We start from the raw sequence: 19,995 nt of genomic DNA on the forward strand, positions 1-19,995 counted from the left end.
AAAATTATACTAACTTTATTACAATCAAAAAAAACAAAAATTATGCATGAGATTGTACTTGTTCAACAAAGGGTAAATGCCCCTGCTGAAAAGGTTTGGAAAGCCATAACCGACAAAGCGCAGATGAAGGAATGGTATTTTGATATTCCTGATTTTGATTTGGAAGTTCACCATGAATTCAACTTTTATGAATCTGGTGAAGAAAGAAAATTCCATCATCATGGAGAAATTTTAGAAATTATTCCAAATGAAAAATTGAAACACACCTGGTCATATCCCGAATTTTCAAAAGAAAAATCGATTGTTAAATGGAAACTCCAGGAAAACGAAGGCGGAACTCTGGTAACGCTTACTCACAAAGGTTTAGAAAACTTTGACCATCTTGGAAAAGATTTTCAGAAGGGAAATTTCATCCAAGGATGGAACGAAATTATCGGGAAAAGTTTGAAGAATTTTGTTGAGAATTAACGTTTACTTTTTAAAAATACAAAACACGCCAAGAAGCGTGTTTTTTTATTTTTGGCTATTGATTATATTCTTGCTTTTTCTTCTTCAAGCTTTCTTTTTTCTATTTTTTTAAAGGTATAAGCACTCATTATAATACTGAATTCGTATAGCAAGAGGAGTGGAAATGCAGCCATCATCATACTCAAAACATCTGCCGGCGTTATAACCGCAGCCACTACCATAATTAAAACAATTGCATGACGACGGTAAGTCCGCATGAATTTCGGCGTAAGAATTCCAATAGAAGTCAGGAAATAAACGATAACAGGGAATAAAAAAACAATTCCCATTCCCAAAACAATTTGAAGGAAAAGCGTTGCGTAATCACTCAAATCAAAAAGTTGGGTGATAGAATCTGAAACTTTAAATAACAGTCCAAAATTAATTGCAAAGGGAAGAATTAAAAAATAACCACAAAGAATTCCGGTCAGAAAAAGAATCCAGACAAAATTAATCAACCACACCGAATTTTTTCGTTCGTTCGGATGCAGGGCCGGAGAAATAAACCGCCACAACTCCCACACTAGATAGGGAAATGCGGTAACGATACCTCCAAAGATAGAAACCGCCATCATTACATTAAACTGCTGAAAAAGCTGTTTTTGTTGTACCGCAAAATGGGCGGGAAGCGTGATGCTGTCATGACCGATAATTTCACGGGAAAAATGGTTGACCACGCGGAAAGTTAAAAAATCGTTTCTTGTAGGCCCGAAGAAAATGTGATCCATAATCCAGTTAACATTAAAACCAACTACGACCGCACAAACTACAACCGCAATCATTGCGCGAATCAAGTGTGCCCTCAATTCTCCGATGTGTCCCCAAAAAGACATTTCTTTTTTCTCACTCACGAAAATATTTGTTTTAAGGTTTTATAATTGTTGTATTTGATAACAACTAATTCTTTTGAAGGTGCGAAATTAATTAATTATTAACGAATAATGTTTAATTCAATTGACTTTGTAAAGAATCAAATTTGCACGGCCTGCTTGCAGGCGCTGTACTGAGTTGAAATATTGATTTTAGTTAATACCTTCATCCAGTAATTTGTGGATGTCGATAATTCCAAAATATTTTCCGTTTTCGGTCACAATTAACTGGCCGATGTTTTTGTCTTTTAAAATTTGCATGGCTTCTTTTGCCAAAGCATTTTTATCGATGCTTTTCGGATTTTTACTCATGATTTCTTTAGCGATGAACTTCGATAAATCCTGTTCGCTCATGAGCATTCTGCGCAAATCACCATCGGTAATAACTCCGGTGATATCATCCCCGTTGGTTACTACGGTAATCCCATGTTTCGAACTGCTCACGGAAATGATGATGTCCCGTAAACTGGCTTCCTCTGAAACGTGCGGTTTTTGTGGTGACAGGAACTGGTCTACTTTGGCTGTAAGGTTTTTTCCTAAACTTCCACCCGGATGGAATTTAGCAAAATCAGATTCTTTAAAACCATTGAGCTCCATTAAACAAACCGCTAAAGCATCTCCCAGCGCCATTTGAACTGTTGTAGAGCTTGTGGGTGCCAGCTTAATAGGACAGGCTTCTTTTTCAACAAATGTGTTGAGAATAACATCAGAAAATTCAGCGAGTTTGCTTTTTAAATTCCCGGTCATTCCGATAAGACTTGAAGAATATTGCTTTAGGAAAGGCGCGAGTTTTACGATTTCAGGAGAGTTCCCCGAATTTGAAATACATAAAACGACATCCGTTTTTTGAATCACACCCAAATCACCATGGATTGCTTCCGAAGCATGTAAAAATTGTGAGGGAGTTCCGGTGGAGTTCAGGGTCGCAACCATCTTATTTCCCACATGTGCAGATTTTCCGATTCCTACAATAATGAGTTTGCCTTTTGCAGAATTAATAATTTCTACGGCTTTTAGAAACTGTCCGTCCAGACGGTTTTTAAGAAGTTCAAGCTCAGCAATTTCAATCGACAGCGCATTTTTTGCGAGCTGAAGTATTTCTTGGTTATTCATAAAATGGGTGCATCATTTATTTAAAGATCATCACCACTTTAATCAAAATTATCGGGTAGAATTCAATAATAAAGAGGTGGGATTTCTATAAAATACAAAAATATTAAATGTTAATTTATTTAAAATTAAATATCATTTTTTTTTAATGTGATAATAATTATTTAACTTTGATTAATATGCAAATTTAGGAAAGAAATATTAGAACATAACCTAAAATCCAAATTTTCAGGCAGAGTGAAGATGAAGATATTCTACAAACAAACGCTGCTCAAAAAATGTCAATTTAAAAGATGAATACACCAACTACCGAATTATCTAAGGAATTAAAGAAATATTTCGGTTTCTCAAAATTTAAAGGTCAACAAGAAGAAATTATAAAAACCCTGATGCAGGGAGACGATGTTTTTGTTTTAATGCCTACCGGCGGAGGAAAATCACTCTGCTATCAACTACCGGCATTGATTTCGGACGGAACTGCGATTGTTGTTTCACCATTAATAGCCCTGATGAAAAATCAGGTAGATGCGATCAACGGGCTTTCTTCTGTGGAAGGAATAGCACACGTGCTCAATTCCTCACTCAATAAAACCCAGACCAAACAGGTTTTCGATGATATCAAATCGGGCGTCACCAAATTACTGTATGTTGCTCCAGAATCTTTAATTAAAGAAGAATATCAGGAATTTCTGCGCGATGTTAAAATCTCATTTGTCGCTATTGATGAAGCTCACTGTATTTCAGAATGGGGACATGATTTCCGGCCGGAATATAGAAACCTGAAAACCATCATCGATAAAATTGCAGATGTGCCGGTAATTGCTTTAACTGCAACGGCAACGCCGAAAGTGCAGGATGATATTCAGAAAACTTTGGGAATGAGCAATGCTAAGGTTTTCAAAGAGAGTTTCAACAGACCGAATCTTTTTTATGAAGTAAGACCAAAAGTGAATATCGATCGGGAAATCGTAAAATTCATTAATTCTCATAAAGGAAAGTCAGGCATTGTTTATTGTTTAAGCCGGAGAAAAGTAGAAGAATTCGCACAGGTTCTTCAGGTTAACGGGATTAATGCATTGCCCTATCACGCCGGTCTGGATCAGAAAACAAGAGTGATGAATCAGGATAAATTTCTGATGGAAGATTGCGATATTATTGTGGCAACCATCGCATTTGGAATGGGAATAGACAAACCGGATGTTCGTTTTGTGATTCATTATGACATCCCAAAATCTCTGGAAAGTTATTATCAGGAAACCGGTCGGGCAGGGCGTGATGGCGGAGAAGGACATTGCCTCGCATTTTATGATCCGAAAGACATCGAAAAATTAGAAAAATTTCTGGCTCAGAAATCGGTTTCAGAACGCGAAATTGGCCTGCAACTTTTAAATGAAGTAGTAGGTTACGTAGAAACTTCAATGAGTAGAAGGCAATATATCCTCTGTTATTTTGGTGAACAGTTTGATCCCGTTAGCGGTGACGGTGCATTAATGTGTGACAATTCTGTGAATCCTCCAAAATTAAAAGACGCATCAAAAGAATTGAAACTGGTTCTTAATTTAGTAAAAGAACTGGAAGAGAAATTCAAGACAAAAGATCTTATCTCGGTCATCGTTGGTAAAGAAAATCCCGTGACCAAATCTTATAAATTAGAAACCAATAAATATTTTGGTATCGGCAAAAAAGAAACGGAAAATTTCTGGAAATCGATTATCAGACAAGCGACCGTGCAAAATTTTCTGCAAAAGGATATTGAAACTTACGGTGTTTTAAAATTAACTGAAAAAGGAAACAAAACACTTTCTTCAAAATCGGATACCGAATTTTTTATCGCTGAAGACCGCGAATATAATCTGGAACAGACCAAAGCAGATTCCGACAAAGTTCAAACCCAGGCAGGTGGCAGTCTGGATCAGGTTCTTTTTGGTCAGTTAAAAGATCTGCGGAAATCGGTGGCCAAGAAATATGGTATTCCGCCATACACGGTTTTTATGGATCCGAGTTTAGAAGATATGACTGTTCAATATCCTATTAATATTGAAGAAATCGGAAAGGTGTATGGAGTTGGCGAAGGGAAAGCTAAAAAGTACGGAAAAGAATTTGCAGACTTTATTAAAAAGTATGTTGAAGAAAACGAGATAGAAAGAACGCAGGATATGGTCATGAAAACCGTGGCCAATAAATCCAGTCACAAAGTTTTTATTATTCAGAGTACCGATAAAAAAATCGATTTAGAAGACATCGCCAAAGCGAAAAATATTTCAATGGATGAGCTGTTGAAAGAAATGGAACGGATTGTTTATCAAGGCACAAAATTGAATATTGATTATTATATTGATGAAAATTTTGATGAAGATATCGTAGAGGAATTTATGGAATTTATGGGTGACAGTGAAAGCGACAGTATGAAAGTTCTTTTGGCGGAATTCGGTGATGAGTTGAGTGATGAAGAAGTGAGAATGTTACGGATTAAATTTATTTCTGATGTAGCGAACTAAAATTTGAGTGATGGAAAATCCAATTATTGAAATAAAAAAGGAATTAATCGAGTGGATTAAAAACCTTGATGATTTGGAAAGCATCCAATCATTATTGGAGTTGAAAAACGCTGATCAAACCGCTTTATCCTTTTCTGATGCGCAGTCAGAGTACACTGTGAAAGACGATTTTGATGAACGGTTTGAGCGGGGGATGACTTCTAAAGAATTTCGAAGAAGAATTATTCAACATATCGATTCTTTACCTTGGGAGAAATAATTATTTATGCTGATTCTGCAGAAGAAACATTAAGGGAATTAGTCGATTTGCTCTATGATTTTAAATATTTTGGTTTTAGAAACTCTGCAGTAGAATATACAATGAAGATTGTTGATTTTATTGATCAGAACATTGATAAACCTATAACTAAAAATTCTCCCGCACCTTTTCAAAAATTTGGCAGGAAATATCTCAGATATAAAGTCACCAATAAAACTTTTTGGTATATTTTCTTTGATGAAAAAGACAATCGGTTCATCATCAACCATATTTTGAACAACCATTCGCAGGACTTTCCGGAATTGTTGTAAATTAGCAATTAACCAAGTCAAAGTTTTAAACCTGGTCAGCGTTCTGAAAAACAAAGTATGAAGAAAATCTCCATTCTATTTATTCTCCCTGATCTCGAAATGGGCGGTGCCGAACGGATTGTCACTACGATTGCAAATCATTTGCCGCGTTCAACGTTTGAACCGAAAATTCTTCTGTTAAGAAAAGAAGGTGGTTATCTCGAATTTTTAAAAGACGATGTGGAGATTGTCGATACCAAAACGCCCAGAATCCGTCATTCTCTGAAGCCTATTTTAAAGGAAATTCGCAATAGAAAACCCGATATTGTGTTCAGCGGTTTTGGCGAAGTGAATGCGTATTTGGCTTTTTTTATTAAATTTTTCCCGAAAACTAAATTCATTGCCAGAGAAACCAATGTTGTTTCGCAACACGTCACCAGAAAAGAAATCCGTTTTTTCTATAAATTTTACAATAATTATCACAAGATTATTTGTCAAAGCGATGATATGCAAAATGATCTGATTGAAAATTTTAAAATCAAAAAAGAGAAATTGATTAAAATAAACAATCCGGTCGATTTTGATTTTATTAATGAAAAGTTGCAAGGTCTGGAGAAACCAGAATCCTATTCATCAGATTTTAGAAATATTGTAGCCATCGGAAATCTGTCTCCCCGAAAGGGTTTCGATAATTTGCTGAAAGTATTCTTTCACTTAAAAAACGAAAAATTGCTGCTTCATATTTTAGGAGATGGACGGGATAAAGAATTGCTGCATCAAATGAAAAAGGATTTAGATCTGGAAAATGTAATTTTTCACGGGCAGCAAAAAAATCCGTATCAATTTTTAATATTTGCAGATTTATTCGTTCTTTCCTCCCGTTATGAAGGTTTTCCAAATGTTTTGTTAGAAGCCGGAGCATGCGGAACTTATTCTCTGGCGAATAATTGTCCGGGTGGAATTACCGAAATCATTCAGCCCAAAATTAATGGTGAAATTTGCAATATTGACAATCATCAGAAGTTCGCTGAGAAAATCCTCGATATTTTAAAAGAAAGTCACGATAAAGTTGCCATTAAAAGTTCAATCGCTTCCCGTTTTGCAAAAGATTTTATTTTAAAGAAATACGAAGATGTTTTTTTGAGAATAGGAAAATTAAAGGAATAACCCTTTCATGCAAGGCTGAAGTGTTTGTTATCTCAAAGTATGATTATATTTACTTTTTTTATGATTTAAATCACAAAGAACTTTTTTGTTTTAGTTAACTTTTTAACATTTTAAAATATTTATTATTTTGATTATCAGTCTCTTAAATTAAATTATTTGCGAACTTTTTTTTATTAAAAGATACTGTTGTATATTTATTTCATTAAAAACGAAAATTATGGAAGCAGCAGTTTTAGCAAAAAAATCAAAAATTTATACGTATGATGAAGCTTATCAATCTTCTTTAAAATATTTTGACGGAGATGATCTGGCGGCTAAGGTTTGGGTAAGTAAATATGCGCTGAAAGATTCAGACAGTAATATTTACGAACAAAATCCAGTTGATATGCATCATCGGATTGCCTCTGAAATCGCAAGAGTCGAAGCGAAATATCCAAATCCACTTTCTGAAGAAAAAGTCTTTGACCTCATTAAAAAATTCAAATATATTATTCCACAGGGAAGTCCGATGACGGGAATCGGAAATGATTTTCAGATTGCGTCGCTTTCAAATTGTTTTGTCATCGGTAGTGGAACGCAAAGTGATTCTTACGGAAGCATTATGAAAATTGATGAAGAGCAGGTTCAGCTGATGAAACGCCGCGGTGGAGTTGGTCACGATCTTTCCAATATTCGTCCGAAAGGTTCTCCCGTAAAAAATTCGGCTTTAACTTCCACCGGTTTGGTTCCGTTTATGGAAAGATATTCTAACTCTACGCGGGAAGTGGCACAGGACGGCAGAAGAGGAGCGTTGATGCTTTCGGTTTCTATCAATCATCCGGATTCTGAGGATTTTGTCAATGCCAAACTCGAGCAGGGAAAAATTACGGGTGCCAATATTTCGGTGAGAATCGATGATGACTTTATGAAAGCTGTTGTTAATAAAGAAAATTACATTCAAAAATATCCAATTCATAGCCAAAATCCGAAATTTAAAAAGGAAATAAAAGCGACTGATTTGTGGAATAAAATTATTCATAACGCCTGGAAATCGGCAGAACCTGGAATTCTTTTTTGGGATACAATTATTAAAGAATCTTTGCCGGATTGCTATGCTGATCTTGGCTACGAAACCGTTTCCACGAATCCTTGTGGTGAAATTCCTTTGTGTCCTTACGATTCTTGCCGGTTGTTGGCGGTGAATCTTTTCTCTTACGTTGAAAATCCGTTTACGAAAAACGCGAAATTTAATTTTGATTTATTTAAAGAACATGTGGGTTACGCGCAAAGAATGATGGATGATATCATCGATCTGGAAATTGAAAAAATCGATACCATTCTTGCAAAAATCGAAGCCGATCCGGAAAGTGAAGAAATTAAATTCACCGAGAAACATCTTTGGTTAAAAATCCGGCAAAAAACAATGGAAGGAAGAAGAACAGGAGTCGGGATCACTGCAGAAGGCGATATGCTCGCAGCCTTAAATATTCAGTACGGAAGCAAAAAAGGGAATGAATTTTCAACTTTGGTTCACAAAACGCTGGCGTTGGCGGCTTACCGTTCATCGGTGGAAATGGCGAAAGAAAGAGGAGCTTTTGCAATTTATGATGCCAAAAGAGAAGAGAAAAATCCATTTATTTTAAGGTTAAAAGAAGCTGATCCAAAATTATATGAAGATTTGGTGAAATTTGGCAGAAGAAATATTGCGTTGTTGACAATTGCACCCACAGGAAGCACTTCGCTGATGTCGCAAACCACTTCGGGAATTGAACCTGTTTTCCTTCCGGTGTATAAAAGACGTAGAAAAGTAAATCCAAATGATCAGGATATCCGCGTGGATTTTGTGGATGAAGTCGGTGATTCCTGGGAAGAATATTTGGTTTTCCACCACCGTTTTAAAGAATGGATGGAAATTCAGGGGATCGACACCGAAACAAATTATTCTCAAGATGAATTGAATAAAATTATTGAAAAATCGCCTTATTACAAAGCGACTTCGAATGATGTAGATTGGTTGAGCAAAGTAGAAATGCAGGGCTCGATTCAGAAATGGGTTGATCATTCGATTTCTGTGACGATTAATATTCCGAATGATGCGACCGAAGAACTGGTGAATCAGCTGTATATAAAAGCTTGGGAAGTAGGCTGCAAAGGAGTTACAGTTTATCGCGACGGTTCCCGTTCCGGAGTTCTCATTTCGGCGGACGATAAAAAAGAGGACAAAAACGAAATGATTACTTCTGTTTTTCCTACCAAAAGGCCGCATGTTTTACAGGCAGATGTCGTTCGTTTTCAAAATAATAAAGAAAAATGGATCGCTTTTGTTGGTTTAATTGAAGGCAAACCTTATGAGATTTTTACCGGTTTGGCAGACGATGAAGAAGGCATTATGCTTCCACGGTGGGTGAATGAAGGAGTGATTATTAAAAACCAGGACGAAAACGGAAAATCGCGCTATGATTTTCAGTTCAAAAATCTCCGTGGTTATAAAACGACGATTGAAGGGCTTTCGCACAAGTTCAAACCCGAATTCTGGAATTATGCGAAATTGATTTCCGGAACTTTGCGCCACGGAATGCCGATTGAAAATGCGGTGGAATTAATCAACCATTTAGAACTCGATTCGGAATCGATCAACAACTGGAAAGCAGGAGTTGCACGAGCTTTGAAACGGTATATCCCAGATGGAACCGAAGCCGGCGGAAGATGTTCTAACTGTGGTTCAGATCAGGTGGTTTATCAGGAAGGTTGCTTGACTTGCAAGAATTGTGGGAATAGTAAGTGTGGGTAATCTACATTTCAAAATAATAAAGGGTTGTCTCATTTTTGAGACAGCTTTTTTATTTTCCTTCCCTGACCGATTACAACGTGAGGGTTCGCTCCGTAGGAACGATATATCTGTAGTAAATATGAATAATAAGAACGTTGCGGTCCGTAGGATCGCTATCTTTTTACAAGATTCATTTTAGTAAAACTAATCTCATCCTTATTCATTCGTCTTATCGTATAAATATACATTTTACTATCTTCCATAAACTGAATGATATTGTACATTGTTTGACCTTTCAAAATATCATCTTTTAAAGCAAATGAAATTTGTAAAGGCATTCGTGAATTAATATTAACAATTTTCTCCCGATTTTCATAAAGAATTTTTTCAATTGTTGAAGTTGAAATCAGCTTTGCTTTTTGAATTATTTTGATATTTCTATTTACTGAATTTATAGAATCTTGTTTTGTCATTCGATCCATAGTTCCACACATACTTACAAATGGTTCCAGATAATTAATCACGTAATAAGATTTTTCATTATTCTCAATTAAGAAATGAATTCCTCCAAGTGCATAATCTTCATTCAATCTTTTGTCTGAGTATATAGCTTCTGGCATTTCTACAGTATCTACTACCTCATAATTCGAATGTCTGTGAATTTTTCGATCATTTTCAGAAACGCTAAAATAGTTTTTATTCACTAAAATATTTTCGTCATTTTTTACTTCTGCAGTTTTTTTACAACTTAGAATTATAAATAAAATGGAGAGAAGTAGAAGTTTATTCATTCAGCGATTTCTTGATTTGGAGATTAGTTTAATGTATATAGAAAAGTAAATATACGAATAACTTCAAATATAATTTGCACAAAGTTATCTTTTGAATTAACTTTGTGTAATGAGCAGGCGAATTGAATTTTACCAAAATCATTTTTTGGACTTTTATAAAGTTCAGGATGAAAAGGTAAAATCTAAAATTAAAAATGTCCTTGAGCTCATTAAGCAGGTCGAGAGAGTTCCTGAAAAATTTTTGAAACATTTGTCTGGAACAGATGGACTTTATGAAATCAGAATTGAATATCAGTCTAACATTTACAGGATATTCTGTTGTTTTGATAAAGGAAATTTAGTCATTCTGTTCAATGCGTTTCAAAAGAAATCACAGAAAACTCCGCAGCAAGAACTGGACAAAGCAGTAAGATTGAAAAATGAATATTTTGAGAAAAAAAAAGATTAATAATGGACCAATATAAAGACATCAAAACTTTTGACCAACTCATCGATTTAGAGCACGGAAAACTTGGAACTGAAAGTAGAGTGGAGTATGAAGAAAAGGCTCAAATGTTTATTATCAGCGAGATGCTGAAGCAAGCACGTAAAGAGGCAAACATGACCCAGGAACAATTGGCCGAAAAAACAGGTACAAAAAAAAGTTACATTTCGAAAATTGAAAATGGGAAAGGAAATATACAACTCTCTACCTTATTTCGACTTTTTGAAGTGGGATTGAATAGACGAATTGGTTTGACTTTTTTATAAAATAACTGTTGTTCTACCCAAGTAACTAACTGGAAGGTTGTTTGACTTGCAAGAATTGTGGGAATAGTAAGTGTGGATAAAACTATGTTTCTATAAAAATGAAAAGACGCAATTTTTGCGTCTTTTTTGTCAATTAATAAAATGAACTTGAATTACATTTTGTCTGGTGGTATTGGTGGAGGTACTACGTTTCTAACGGGTTTAATGTTTTTTAAGTACATAAAAATCGCATAAATATCCTCATTTGTCAAAATGGTATAATTCGTCCACGGCATCGGTGGTAAAAGCATCCGCTCGCCGTCCACTCCTTTAAACTTACCTTCAGTGATTGCCTTTTTGAATTGTTCTTCTGTCCAGTTTCCGATACCCGTTTCGTCAGGAGTTAGGTTGCCGGCAAAAGAAACTCCCCATGGTCCTGCAGCAGCCGTAAGGTCAGGATAGAACATGCCAAATCCCTGTTTAATCATAGGGTCAACAAATTTCACAATTGGCCGGTCAGCAGGAAAACCCGATAACATTAATTCCGGGATAATTTCGGGACCGTTCGCACCCATTTTTTTGGGAGAATGACAATCATTGCAGCCCATAGTTGTCACCAGATATTTGCCTCGTTTCACAACATCTTCAGGTTTAAGAGTTACCTTAGCATTCTCATCACTTGAATCTTGTTTAGCTTTTGAGCATGATGCATTATAAAAAAATGCAAAGCCTGCTACAATTAATGCCCAAACTTTAAAATTGTTTTTTTTCATGTCATTTTGTTTTTGCGTTGTTGTTTCCAAATCATTTGGCTTTTCGGAATTTGCCCCGTTTTTTTTAAGTGGTTTCTGGTCTCCACATTTATTTCATTTCTTATCAATTGTTTTTTAGTTAAGAACAGTTAAACTGTAATAGTGCAGCATATCCGGTTTGGCTGCTCATTTTTTTTATCTTAAAAAATCGGATTAAATTTAATGATTGTAATTGTAAATCAATTTGTTACGCATCTCAAATTTAAGAATTTAAAATGAAAAACTCAAAAAATGGAGTGAGGTTTTGTGCAATTGTTGGCGGAAAAATTCCCCAGTCTTGTAGGGTAGCGGGATTGTAGAAGATGAAGAAAATGTAAATGTTTATTATCATTGAAATGTTAAAACAAGTTCGGAAAGAGCCTAACATGACTCAGGACAGCTTGCAGCGAAAAACAGGCAGGAATAAAAGTTATATTTTGAAAATTGAAAACGGCAAGGAAAATATGCAGCTCTCAACCTTATTCCGACTTTTTGAAGTGGGATTGAACCGGAAAATTGGTTTAACTTCTCTGTAAAATTTTTAACCACAAATACGAAAAGGAAATCACAAAGAACACGAAATCAGTTTTCTGAACTTCATGGAAAATCTTTGTGTCTTTGTATTAGAAATCGTAAATTTGCCTCTACTTTTAATTAAATCATAAAAAGATAAATATGAGTCAATTCGATGTTACCGTAATCGGTTCCGGTCCTGGTGGTTATGTTGCTGCAATCCGTTGCGCGCAGTTAGGTTTCAAAACAGCAATTATCGAGAAATATCCCACTATGGGCGGTACTTGCCTGAACGTGGGTTGTATTCCGAGTAAAGCACTCTTGGACAGTTCTGAACATTTCGAAAACGCAAAACACAATTTCGCCAATCACGGAATTATCATTAATGATCCTGTGGCAGATCTCACTAGAATGGTGGCTCGTAAGAATGAAGTGGTGGAACAAACAACCAAAGGAATTCAGTTTTTGATGGATAAAAACAAGATCACTGTTTTCGAAGGCGTTGGAAGTTTCGAATCGGCGACTCAGATTAAAGTGACTAAAAGTGATGGTTCTTCAGAAACCATTGATTCAAAATATACCATTATTGCGACGGGTTCTAAACCAAGTTCGCTGCCTTTTATCACTTTAGATAAAGAAAGAATTATTACTTCTACGGAAGCTTTAAATTTGAAAGAAATTCCGAAACATCTTATCGTAATCGGTGGTGGAGTAATCGGTTTGGAATTGGGTTCTGTTTATAAAAGACTCGGTTCTGATGTGACGGTGGTGGAATATATGGATAAAATTATTCCGACCATGGATGGTGCTTTATCAAAAGAACTGAACAAAGTGTTGAGAAAGCAAGGAATGAAATTCAACCTTTCTACCGGAGTTCAGTCTGTTGAAAGAAACGGAGATACGGTAAAAGTAACGGCGAAAGATAAAAAAGGCGATGAAGTAGTTTTCGAGGGCGATTACGTTTTGGTTGCGGTGGGTAGAAAACCATATACAGACGGACTTGCTGTTGAAAAAGCCGGTGTTGATTTGGACGAAAGAGGAAGAGTAAAAGTGAACGGACATTTACAAACCAATGTTTCGAATATCTACGCCATCGGTGATGTTGTTCAAGGTGCAATGTTGGCGCACAAAGCTTCTGAGGAAGGAACTTTGGTGGCTGAATTGATCGCTGGACAAAAACCGCATATCAATTATAATTTAATTCCAGGCGTGGTGTACACTTGGCCGGAAGTTGCTGCTGTTGGTAAAACAGAAGAGCAATTGAAAGCGGAAGGCATTGCCATTAAAGTGGGTAATTTCCCGATGAGAGCTTTGGGAAGAAGCCGTGCTTCAGGTGATATTGATGGTTTCATCAAAGTGATCGCTGACGAAAAAACGGATGAGATTTTAGGGGTTCACATGATCGGAGCGAGAGCTGCAGATTTGATCGCAGAAGCAGTGGTAGCAATGGAATACCGGGCAAGTGCAGAAGATATTTCGAGAATGTCTCACGCACACCCGACGTATGCGGAAGCGATGAAAGAAGCAGCGCTGGATGCTACAGGGAAAAGAGCGATTCATTTTTAAGAGCCAAGTAAAAAGTAAAAAGAGCCCAAGGATTAATAAAGTAAAAATATTTCCGGCGGTTTGGATTAACTTATAATATTAAAGAGAAGTTTCGGCTTCTCTTTTTTTGTTTGAAAGTTTTTAAAACCACTAATTCACGAAGTATTTTTTAATATCTTAAGATTATCGCATTTAAAAAAACGAAAAAATTTATATGAAATTTTGTACAAGTATAAAGGCAGCATAGAAATATTTTTAAACAAATTCGTGCATTCGCAGCAAAATAATTTAGAGTATTTAAGCCGCTTAGATAAGTTTTGGCTTCTCTTTTTTTTGTATTTTTAATGAAAATTAAAAAAAATGGACGACGAGAAAAGCCAATTAAAAAATGGGGTTTTTTGCCAAGTTATAGGCGGAACACACAAAGGAAAATCCGGAACAGTTCAGGATTTACATCTCAGTAAAACAGGACATCGAACGATCACCGTTTTGCAGGAAAACGGTATCCGTTTCAAAACGTTGGCAAAAAATGTTTCCGCAGTTTATTCTGAGAAATAAATTTGATCGCTTTAGAATTTGAGTATCATTTAATTTGTAAACCTTCAAAATACCTTATCTTTGCACCTTATAAATATTTACTTTTAGTTACCTTTCATTATGAACATCGGCAAATCTCAACTATTAAAAATCGCAGAAAAAAACTATTCCGGATTATTTCTGGAAGATGAAAACGGAGAAAGAGCTTTTCTGCCAAAAATTTTCGCCTCTGAAGATGCTGAAGTTGGTGATGAAATGGAAGTTTTCGTGTATCAGGATGATGACAAATTAAAAGCAACCACTGAAAAAGCCAATGCCGAAGTAGGAGAGTTTGCCGTGATGACCTGTGTACAAAGTTTACCAGCCGGCGCTTTTATGGATTGGGGAATTATCAAAGATTTATTTGTTCCGTATAAACAGCAGCGCGCAAAAATTCTGGAAGGTAAACGTTATTTGGTTCAGGTTTATGTCGATGATGTTTTAGGTTTAATTACCGGAACGACCAGATATAAAAAGAATCCACATTATGAAAATCTGCCTTTTCAAAGAGGTGAAAAAGTGAATCTGATTATTGCCGGAGAAAGTGAACTGGGCTGGAATGTGATTATTAATAAAGAATATGTCGGCTTGATTTATACGTCAGATGTTTATAAAAAATTGTTCCCTTTATCTGAAGAAATTGGTTATATAAAAACGATTCGCGAAGATGGGAAAATAGATGTTTCTCTGCAGCCGGAAGGTTATGAAAATATTGACGAATTCCAGAAAATTATCCTTGATAAACTGGAACTGAATTATGGTTTAATTTATCTGTCAGATAAATCTACACCGGAGGAAATTAAGGACGAATTGCAAATGAGCAAGAAGAATTTCAAAAAAGCCATCGGCGGTTTGTACCGCGATAAAAAAATTGAAATTTTGGAAGATAAAATTCGATTGATTACAGAGGACTAAATTATACAGTCACTTTTAAAGATAAAAAAAGAGCAGAAATTTCTGCTCTTTTTATTATCGCGACGATAGGATTCGAAACATGTAATTATTTTCTGCATTTTTCAATGTATAGCTTTTCGGCATCTTATTGACTTTCGTCTTTCAGGAATTTGTAAGTATCGCACTCAGTTTTCTTTTTCATCAAATAAATTATGCTCAAATATAAATTATTCTTTCCTCACCAGCAATATCCAATCTTCTTCTAACAACTTATATCCGATATCATAAACGAATCTGTATTCTGCACCGTTTTTGTAGATTTTCAGACTCGTGAAATTTTCGAAATCAAAACCTTCGGAAATTAATTTATTACGCGTCGTTTTTGCTTTTCCTTCAATGAATTTCTGTTCAGAAAGAACACGGTGGTTTTTGCGCAGTTTATTATTGATGTTGCGCATCAGGTTTGACGAATCTTTGTTGTGCTTATTATTGTAGGCATTCCTGCAGCCGTCGTTGCAGAATTTTTTATCGCTTCTTCCGATAACGGTGTCGCCACATTCCAGACAGTTTTCCATGTGAATCATTTGATAATCAAATATATGAAAATATCCGTTTGTAAACGGATATAATATTGAAGTGGTTGTGATTAATTTTTTGGAAGCCCGTGACAGAATTAATAAGTTATTTAAAAGCTTTGATAGAATCTAAGTTTTATTATTTTTATCCTTTTGAATAATTGTTTTTACATTTTTCTTTTGACTGTTTTGTGGTTGAAAAATTACAGATTTTATTTTTTGTCACCCGTTTTGTTAACTTTTATAAAGCATGATTTTTACTTTAATAATGCTGAAAGCTTTTGTGACTAAATTTTTTTCAGTTTTTATTTTTCTAAAAACTGCCTCAAGACATATTGTAAAATTCCGCCATTCCGGTAATATTCAATCTCGATAAGGGAATCCAAACGGGCGATGACCATGAATTTAATTTCGCTGCCATTTTCTGTTTTAGCTGTTATTTCAATTTCTTTTAAAGGTTTAATGTCACTCGCAATTCCTATGATAGAAAAGATTTCCGTTCCTGTAAGTCCTAGGTTTTCAGCGGTATCACCTTCTTTATATTGTAATGGTAATACGCCCAATCCTACTAAATTACTTCTGTGAATGCGCTCATAACTTTCTGCCAATACCGCTTTTATGCCTAACAGAAAAGTGCCTTTCGCGGCCCAGTCCCGTGAGGATCCGCTGCCGTATTCTTTTCCTGCCAAAACCAATAAAGGAGTTTGCTCTTCTTTGTATTTAACGGAAGCTTCATAAACCGACATTTCTTCGCCAGTGGGTAAGTACGGGGTGAAACCACCTTCCTTCTGTGCTAATTTATTTTTGATCCTGACATTGGCAAAAGTACCGCGTACCATCACTTCATCATTTCCACGGCGGGATCCGTATGAATTGAAGTTTTCTTTTTCTACACCTTTGCCCAACAGGTATTTGCCTGCCGCAGAAGTCTCACTGAATGCACCGGCCGGTGAAATATGATCCGTAGTTACACTGTCGCCCAATACCAAAAGGACTCTGGCATTTTGAATATCTTGCAAAGGTTCTGTCTGTGCTGAAATATCGTGAAAAAACGGAATTTCTTTAATGTAAGTGGAATCTTTATCCCAATCATAAAGTTTCCCGGTGGGAACCTTTAGGTTTCGCCAGATTTCATTGCCTTCGAAAATCTCATCATAGTTTTTTGCAAAATCAGACGGCGAAAGTACGCGGTTTAAAATTTCATTTATTTCATCATCGGTTGGCCAGATATCTTTGAGATAAACAGGCTCCTGATTCGAATCATAACTTATAGGTTCGGTTGTTAAATCGATGTCTACACGGCCGGCAATTGCATAAGCGACCACCAACATCGGCGACATCAGGAAATTCATTTTCACCTGCGGATGAATCCTCGCTTCAAAATTTCTGTTGCCTGAAAGTACAGAAGTCACTATCAAGTTGTAATCGTCGACCGCTTTTGCAATCTTGGGAGCCAGCGGTCCTGAATTACCAATGCATGAAGTGCAGCCATATCCAACCAAATGAAAATCAAGCGCTTCCAAATCTTTCATTAAATCTGCTTTTTCAAGATAATCGGTCACTACTTTTGAGCCTGGAGCCAGCGAAGTTTTTACCCAGGGTTTTACGTTAATGCCGTGTTCTCTTGCTTTTCGGGCGACTAATCCGGCACCTATCATTACAAAAGGATTGGAAGTATTGGTACATGAAGTAATGGCGGCTATCGTAACAGCACCGTCAGAAAGCATGAATTTTTCCTGACCGCGCGTGATCCAGACGGTTTGAAGTCCATCCGTTTCTTTTGCTTCTATTTCATCATTTAATGGTTTGGTTTCCGCTTTGGGAACTGGCAGGTCACCACCTTCGTTGTCAAACCGTGTAATGGATTTTTCGATCTCACGGTTTTCCTGGGAAATATATGTTCGGTTAAAAGAACTGTGGAGCAGATCAATAAACTTATTTTTAAAGTCTTTTAAAAGAATTTTATCCTGTGGTCTTTTTGGTCCTGCGACGGTAGGTTCAACAGTAGAAAGATCAAGTTCTAAGACATCGGTATAGTTTATTTTATCTTCATTTTCCCGCCACAGCATATTGGTTTTGCAATAATTTTCTACCAATGAAATCTGTGTTTCGGAGCGGTTGCTTTTGCGCATATACTCCAGTGTTTTATCATCAATCGGAAAATAGGTAATAGTACATCCAAATTCGGGAGACATATTTCCGATCGTGGCTCTGTCCGGAACAGAAAGATTAGCCAGACCGGAACCGAAAACTTCTACAAACTTGCCAACAACTCCAAATTTCCGAAGCAGATTGGCGATCGTTAAGACCAAATCTGTTGCTGTGGAACCTAAAGGAAGTTTTCCTGTTAATTTCAAACCAATGACTTCGGGCATAATAAAATAAAGTGGCTGCCCAAGAATGGCTGCTTCAGCTTCGATTCCGCCAACGCCCCAGGCGACGACACCAATACCGTTCACCATGGGCGTGTGACTGTCGGTTCCGACCAAAGTATCGGGGAAAATTTCTCCGTTTCTTTCGATGACTCCTTTCGAGAAATACTCCAGATTAATTTGGTGGCAAATTCCCATTCCCGGCGGAACAACACTAAAGTTGTCAAAAGAATTCTGGGCCCATTTTAGAAACTGATAGCGTTCTTTATTGCGCTTGTATTCTTCCTCCATATTACGCGAATAGGATTCTTCGGTTCCGAAATAATCGACCTGTACCGAATGATCGATGACCAAATCGACAGGAACAAGTGGATTGATGGCTTCCGGATTTTTACCTTTCCGTGCCACTTCAGCCCGAAGCGCTGCAATATCTACCACGGCAGGAACTCCGGTAAAATCCTGCATTAAAACGCGCGCCGGTTTAAACGGAATATCTTTGTCTGTTCCTTTAGGCGTCCAGTTTAATAAAGTTTTAATATTTTCTTCGGTGACCGAAAAGCCATCGTAATTGCGGATCGCATTTTCTAAAAGAATCCGAATTGAAAAAGGTAATTTTTCGATATCATATCCTTTATTTTGCAACTCGGTGAGACTGTAGTAAGTGTAATTCCCTTCTTTGGTGTGCAGGTTTTTTTTTACTTTAAAAATATCTTTTTCCATAATATTGATGTTTTTAATGATACCGATAAAAGTTTGAAGCCTGGAATGTATAGCAAATCTTTTAATGAAAATTATTTTGCCGAATAACAGCGAAGATCTGTAAAAGTATTCTTTTGAGGCCTTTAAAAAAGCTTTTCAATTTCAAATAATGTTTTTTTGATGTCAAATTTTCAATTGTCAAGCATGCAAAATTTTTGAATGATCATTCAGAAGTATTTTGCTTTTCTCAAAGTTATGAAATAAAAGAGAGCGAAACGAGAAGTTGTAACATTATCTCTTTCAGAGATTTGCGCTTGTATTCAGATAATTTGAAAAAATAAGATTTTAAATATGGTGACAGGCTTCCAATTTAAGTTAATCGCCAAGCAGCTATTGTGATTTTCCTGTTCTGAAATAATTTTATTCTTCCTTAAATAGTGCTTTGTAATCAGCGCGGTCTTTGATCCATTTTTCAACAAAAGTTGAACGGTCGGTTTCTAAAGAAAGAATAAGATCGTCCATGTTTTTAATTTGGTCCCTGTATTTTTGCTCGGATTTCTTTTTGGAAAAAAAACGGTAATCATTTTCAGCAAAATAATTTTTGGCCAGTTTTAGAATTTCGATATAATTATTGACATCATTTTTTATATACAGATTTATCGGCTCTCCTAAAACCGCCTTCAAAGAAGCGAATAATGCCCCATCATTTCCCAGCTGGTATTTGGGATTGGCTGCATTATAATATCTGTACCGCATTTGGCCGAGATAAAACAGAAAAGAGGCTTCATTGAATTTCTCTTTGCTCAGATAAATTGCCATCTGGTCGAAATATTGGGAAGGATGTTTTTTATCGAGATTTTTGGTGGCTTTAAAAATCGTTGTTTTATCAAATTTTACTTTGCTCAAAGAATCTCCCTTCGTTAAAATGCTTTTGTAGAGTTTAATCTCATGATCTTGTGCAAAAGAATTGGCTGTAAAAACCATCAATAAAAGTAAAGCGGGGAATTTTTTCATGGCATGTGTTTTTAATGGTACAAAAAGTGTCTAAATTTATATTAAAA

Annotated in this window: 19 protein-coding genes; 12 read left to right on the forward strand and 7 right to left on the reverse strand. The window is 36.1% G+C overall.

Going from position 1 to position 19,995, the window contains the following annotated elements; all coding sequences use genetic code 11:
* Positions 1-42: 42 nt before the first annotated feature.
* A complete protein-coding gene (locus tag NBC122_RS11190; protein ID WP_133440452.1) occupies positions 43-468 on the forward strand; it encodes an SRPBCC family protein in 426 nt (141 codons plus the stop codon).
* Positions 469-530: 62 nt separating this feature from the next.
* Here the strand turns inward: NBC122_RS11190 and tatC are convergent, their stop codons facing one another.
* Together tatC and NBC122_RS11200 are read right to left on the reverse strand one after the other, a co-directional pair.
* Positions 531-1,358, reverse strand: coding sequence for a twin-arginine translocase subunit TatC (tatC, locus tag NBC122_RS11195; RefSeq protein WP_185145763.1), 828 nt, complete (start codon positions 1,356-1,358; stop codon positions 531-533).
* A gap of 171 nt (positions 1,359-1,529) precedes the next feature.
* A complete protein-coding gene (locus NBC122_RS11200; RefSeq protein ID WP_133440453.1) occupies positions 1,530-2,489 on the reverse strand; it encodes a KpsF/GutQ family sugar-phosphate isomerase in 960 nt (319 codons plus the stop codon).
* A gap of 290 nt (positions 2,490-2,779) precedes the next feature.
* On the opposite strand from NBC122_RS11200, the gene recQ reads away from it, so the two are divergent.
* The 5 genes from recQ to NBC122_RS11225 all read left to right on the forward strand — a co-directional run bounded on the left by recQ (position 2,780) and on the right by NBC122_RS11225 (position 9,470).
* Positions 2,780-4,984 (forward strand): DNA helicase RecQ, encoded by a 2,205-nt coding sequence (recQ, locus tag NBC122_RS11205; RefSeq protein ID WP_133440454.1) that lies wholly within the window; start codon positions 2,780-2,782, stop codon positions 4,982-4,984.
* Positions 4,985-4,994: 10 nt separating this feature from the next.
* Complete coding sequence (locus NBC122_RS11210) at positions 4,995-5,243, forward strand: hypothetical protein (protein WP_133440455.1); 249 nt, start codon at positions 4,995-4,997, stop codon at positions 5,241-5,243.
* Positions 5,231-5,554 (forward strand): hypothetical protein, encoded by a 324-nt coding sequence (locus NBC122_RS11215; RefSeq protein ID WP_133440456.1) that lies wholly within the window; start codon positions 5,231-5,233, stop codon positions 5,552-5,554. The genes NBC122_RS11210 and NBC122_RS11215 overlap by 13 nt, the downstream gene beginning before the upstream one ends.
* Before the next feature lie 57 nt (positions 5,555-5,611).
* Entirely contained in the window at positions 5,612-6,700 is a 1,089-nt protein-coding gene (locus NBC122_RS11220) for a glycosyltransferase (RefSeq protein ID WP_133440457.1), read from the forward strand.
* Between the two features lie 217 nt (positions 6,701-6,917).
* Entirely contained in the window at positions 6,918-9,470 is a 2,553-nt protein-coding gene (locus NBC122_RS11225; RefSeq protein ID WP_133440458.1) for an adenosylcobalamin-dependent ribonucleoside-diphosphate reductase, read from the forward strand.
* A 152-nt stretch (positions 9,471-9,622) separates the two neighbouring features.
* Here the strand turns inward: NBC122_RS11225 and NBC122_RS11230 are convergent, their stop codons facing one another.
* The gene (locus NBC122_RS11230) at positions 9,623-10,240 is read right to left on the reverse strand and encodes a hypothetical protein (protein ID WP_133440459.1); all 618 of its coding nucleotides are present in this window, start codon (positions 10,238-10,240) and stop codon (positions 9,623-9,625) included.
* A gap of 109 nt (positions 10,241-10,349) precedes the next feature.
* Here NBC122_RS11230 and NBC122_RS11235 point away from each other — a divergent pair, with 109 nt between their 5' ends.
* Complete coding sequence (locus NBC122_RS11235; protein WP_133440460.1) at positions 10,350-10,688, forward strand: type II toxin-antitoxin system RelE/ParE family toxin; 339 nt, start codon at positions 10,350-10,352, stop codon at positions 10,686-10,688.
* A gap of 2 nt (positions 10,689-10,690) precedes the next feature.
* Entirely contained in the window at positions 10,691-10,990 is a 300-nt protein-coding gene (locus NBC122_RS11240; protein ID WP_133440461.1) for a helix-turn-helix domain-containing protein, read from the forward strand.
* Between the two features lie 152 nt (positions 10,991-11,142).
* Here the strand turns inward: NBC122_RS11240 and NBC122_RS11245 are convergent, their stop codons facing one another.
* Complete coding sequence (locus tag NBC122_RS11245) at positions 11,143-11,772, reverse strand: c-type cytochrome (protein ID WP_133440462.1); 630 nt, start codon at positions 11,770-11,772, stop codon at positions 11,143-11,145.
* Between the two features lie 344 nt (positions 11,773-12,116).
* Here NBC122_RS11245 and NBC122_RS11250 point away from each other — a divergent pair, with 344 nt between their 5' ends.
* The 4 genes from NBC122_RS11250 (at position 12,117) to NBC122_RS11265 (ending at position 15,309) form a co-directional block, all read left to right on the forward strand.
* A complete protein-coding gene (locus NBC122_RS11250; protein ID WP_221343576.1) occupies positions 12,117-12,296 on the forward strand; it encodes a helix-turn-helix domain-containing protein in 180 nt (59 codons plus the stop codon).
* A gap of 139 nt (positions 12,297-12,435) precedes the next feature.
* Entirely contained in the window at positions 12,436-13,839 is a 1,404-nt protein-coding gene (lpdA, locus tag NBC122_RS11255; RefSeq protein ID WP_133440464.1) for a dihydrolipoyl dehydrogenase, read from the forward strand.
* A gap of 339 nt (positions 13,840-14,178) precedes the next feature.
* Positions 14,179-14,376 (forward strand): RNA-binding protein, encoded by a 198-nt coding sequence (locus NBC122_RS11260; protein WP_133440465.1) that lies wholly within the window; start codon positions 14,179-14,181, stop codon positions 14,374-14,376.
* Between the two features lie 99 nt (positions 14,377-14,475).
* Positions 14,476-15,309 (forward strand): CvfB family protein, encoded by an 834-nt coding sequence (locus tag NBC122_RS11265; protein ID WP_133440466.1) that lies wholly within the window; start codon positions 14,476-14,478, stop codon positions 15,307-15,309.
* 206 nt (positions 15,310-15,515) lie between these two features.
* On the opposite strand, the gene NBC122_RS11270 is transcribed toward NBC122_RS11265, so the two are convergent.
* The 3 genes from NBC122_RS11270 to NBC122_RS11280 all read right to left on the reverse strand — a co-directional run bounded on the left by NBC122_RS11270 (position 15,516) and on the right by NBC122_RS11280 (position 19,948).
* Positions 15,516-15,863, reverse strand: coding sequence for a hypothetical protein (locus NBC122_RS11270; protein ID WP_165983217.1), 348 nt, complete (start codon positions 15,861-15,863; stop codon positions 15,516-15,518).
* A gap of 305 nt (positions 15,864-16,168) precedes the next feature.
* Positions 16,169-18,955, reverse strand: coding sequence for an aconitate hydratase AcnA (acnA, locus tag NBC122_RS11275; RefSeq protein WP_133440468.1), 2,787 nt, complete (start codon positions 18,953-18,955; stop codon positions 16,169-16,171).
* A gap of 399 nt (positions 18,956-19,354) precedes the next feature.
* On the reverse strand, positions 19,355-19,948 hold the full coding sequence (locus NBC122_RS11280) for a hypothetical protein (RefSeq protein WP_133440469.1): 594 nt from the start codon (positions 19,946-19,948) through the stop codon (positions 19,355-19,357).
* Positions 19,949-19,995: the final 47 nt, after the last annotated feature.

The organism is Chryseobacterium salivictor (genome assembly GCF_004359195.1).
GTDB lineage: Bacteria > Bacteroidota > Bacteroidia > Flavobacteriales > Weeksellaceae > Kaistella > Kaistella salivictor.